Origin of the sequence: Rhodococcus sp. HM1, assembly GCF_023218075.1 — a bacterium.
Taxonomy (GTDB): domain Bacteria; phylum Actinomycetota; class Actinomycetes; order Mycobacteriales; family Mycobacteriaceae; genus Rhodococcus.
This window is the reverse complement of sequence record NZ_JALPTB010000154.1, coordinates 1-2931: the sequence shown is the minus strand read 5'-3', so window position 1 is coordinate 2931 and position 2931 is coordinate 1. Positions and strand designations below refer to the sequence as shown.

The window sequence follows — 2931 nt, the reverse complement described above, 5'->3', positions numbered from 1 at the left end:
TCGAGGCCACCCGGCCCGGCCGGCCCTGACGTCGCGCCACCGCGCCCCACAACACGCCCTGAGCGCCCCGCTGACGCACTGAACCAACCTCGGGCACTTGTCCCCCGGCCTCACACGTGTGAGGCCGCTACAGCCGCTCCCGCCGGATCGGGCGAACCACGCCCCGCGACGACACCCGACGGGGGACACACCTCTTGCAGTTCCACTCACATCCGGGACAGGCCGGCCCATCGGTACGCCCACTGCCCCCCGAACCGACACCGTTCTGCCGCACTCGACAGCCGTACCCGGCTTACCTCCCGCACCCTGGACGGCACCGCACCGTCACGTGCCACCCGACTGCCTGTGGTCCCGACCCATGCACGAGACGACTCACCCGACACATCTCATGCATCACGGATGCGACCGCGGAAATCCGCCGGGTTTATGGCCCCGGCAGGGATCGGTGAGTGGTGTAAACCCCCAGGAAAAAATCGGGATACCTGATATGGCTTGGTGTGTCGTACGTAAAAAAATGATCTTTTTTGTGCGAGAGTGTCCGGCATGACGATGGGGGAATTGCTCACCGACGAGATCTGGGGGCGGGAGGTCCTGCTGCCGTATCGGCCGCATGCGACGAACGATCTCCGTGCCGGGCAGTACCGCTACAGCCGCGACGAGGCACTGACGATGCGCTACATCGAGCACTCGCCTCACGCGTTGCTCGGCTCGATCGTCATCGACTGCGACCACCCGGATGCGGCGATGCGGGCATTCGAGCAGCCGTCCGACCATCCGGCCCCGAACTGGGTCGCGCAGTCCCCGTCAGGGCGGGCGCACCTGGGCTGGTGGCTGGCCGGCCCCGTCTGCCGCACCGACTCCGCCCGGCTGCAACCGCTGCGCTTCGCTCATCGCATCGAGCGGGGTCTGTGCATCTCCGTCGGCGGGGACTTCGCTTACGGCGGGCAGCTGACCAAGAACCCGATCCACCCCGATTGGGAGACCATCTACGGCCCGTCCCGGCCCTACGAGCTGCGCGACCTCGTCACCGTCCACACCCCACGTCAGGCGCCCAGGAAGCCCGAGAAGGCGGTCGGGCTCGGCCGCAACGTGACCATGTTCGATACCGCCCGCACCTGGGCCTACGGGCAGTGGTGGCACCACCGGCACGACGGTCTCGATGCCTGGCTGATGCTCGTGCTCCAGCACTGCCACGCGATCAACACGCAGTTCACCGCCCCACTTCCGTTCGTGGAGGTCAGGGCCACCGCCTACTCCATCGGCAAGTGGATCTGGCGCAACTTCGACGAACAGGCCTACCGCGCCCGACAAGCCCACCTCGGCAGCAAAGGCGGCAAGGTCGTCTCCCCTGCGAAGATCGAAGCCAACCGTCAACGGCGTCTGAAGGTAGACCGCACGGTGGCGTTGGAGGTTCTGCGATGAGCAAGCACATCCCCGTACGGAAGCGGCGAGGAGCGGAGGTCCCGGCGCGGAGGACGATGACCGCCCGCGAAGGCGCCGAGAGGTTGGGCGTATCCCCACGCACCATCCAGCGCATCATGGCTGAGCCTCGGGAGGAGTTCCTCGCCCGTGCTGCCGAACGTCGTCAGCGGGTGCTGGAGTTGCGTGCTCAGGGCCTCAAGCTGCGCGAGATCGCCGAGCAGGTCGGAATGACGACCGGCGGGGTCGGCACGATCCTGCACCACGCCCGCAAGGCGGCAAAGGCTCGCGAAGAAACGGCGAAGGCCGACGTCGGCGCCGACACCTGAGCAACGGCAAACCACTGCTGCGGCTGGCCCCAATCGCAGCACACATACGAACCAGCTTCTTCACTGGCACAAGCATTTTGGGCAACCTATGTTGACGCATCGACCGAGGGCAAGGCAGCGCGAAGCGGTGCCGCGGCAGCCCGTTTTCGGGGTGGGGTGACCGGTTCTGTCAGCGGCCCTTCTTCGCCTTTTTCCGTTCGAGGGCTCGCCGCTGCTGCCGGGACAATCCCGCAGTTTCCGGCGGCGGTGGGGCGGTCTCCCGGAGGTACTGATCGAGGTAGTGGGCCAGCTGCACCGCCGCCTTGTGCAGCGGCGGGGGGTACTCACGCTCGGGATGGCGACGGAACGCGATCGAGCCGCTGAACGATTCGAGGACTCTCGCCAGCAGCTCTGGGTGCCGTATGACGTGCTCGACCACCTCGTGGTCCTCGAGGTACCTCGCCGGCGTGGAGGGCACCGTTTCCCGCCAGTCGGGCACCCGGACTTCGACGGGTTTTTCCACGATCCGGGTCTGCCGGACCACCTTCACCCCGACCGCTCCGCTGCGTGATGCCTTGCGGGCGCTGTACGCGTCGCGGCGGCATTGGTCGCTGCACCACACCCTCGGCCGGCCCGCCCCGGCGTGCTGAGGGACAGGGTTTGCGCACCACGGGCACATGCCCGGATCGGCGTCATCTGCGCTGGTTGCGGGGCTGTCGGTCGGCGTCGGCGGGGTCGTCACGAGGCAGAATCCTATTTCGTCGCGCCAAAATTGCAGCTTTAGTGCAAGAGGTGTGTGGGCGTTTTCGGTCGCGCAGGATCGACATCGCTGGTGTCGGCGGGTGTCTGTCGGCGGGATCGCCGACGATGACCAGGACTGATCCAGGAAGGTGGCGGGCATGACCACGACTGCGTTCACTCAGGGCTACGACGCCGGATACGCCGAGGCCGTCGAGCGGCAACGACTCGGAGACGCCGACACCGCCCACGACGCTTCGACGTGGTTCACCGCCCCGGTCGGGCAGCCCCACGTCGAGGAGTACGAACGTGGGTTCTTGGCAGGGTTCGCCGACTACATCGAGGCCACCCGGCCCGGCCGGCCCTGACGTCGCGCCACCGCGCCCCACAACACGCCCTGAGCGCCCCGCTGACGCACTGAACCAACCTCGGGCACTTGTCCCCCGGCCTCACACGTGTGAGGCCG

4 protein-coding genes are annotated in these 2931 nt (G+C 67.4%); 3 read left to right on the top strand and 1 reads right to left on the bottom strand.

The genetic code is table 11. From position 1 onward, the window contains the following. Positions 1-543: 543 nt before the first annotated feature. Complete coding sequence (locus M1M07_RS32090) at positions 544-1422, top strand: replication initiation protein (protein ID WP_225223596.1); 879 nt, start codon at positions 544-546, stop codon at positions 1420-1422. Between the two features lie 56 nt (positions 1423-1478). After that, positions 1479-1748, top strand: coding sequence for a sigma factor-like helix-turn-helix DNA-binding protein (locus M1M07_RS32085; protein ID WP_225223595.1), 270 nt, complete (start codon positions 1479-1481; stop codon positions 1746-1748). A gap of 169 nt (positions 1749-1917) precedes the next feature. Here M1M07_RS32085 and M1M07_RS32080 read toward each other — a convergent pair whose 3' ends face one another. Further along, entirely contained in the window at positions 1918-2469 is a 552-nt protein-coding gene (locus M1M07_RS32080) for a hypothetical protein (RefSeq protein WP_220667258.1), read from the bottom strand. A 157-nt stretch (positions 2470-2626) separates the two neighbouring features. On the opposite strand from M1M07_RS32080, the gene M1M07_RS32075 reads away from it, so the two are divergent. Next, positions 2627-2833, top strand: a complete 207-nt coding sequence (locus M1M07_RS32075; protein ID WP_039584155.1) for a hypothetical protein — start codon at positions 2627-2629, stop codon at positions 2831-2833. Positions 2834-2931: the final 98 nt, after the last annotated feature.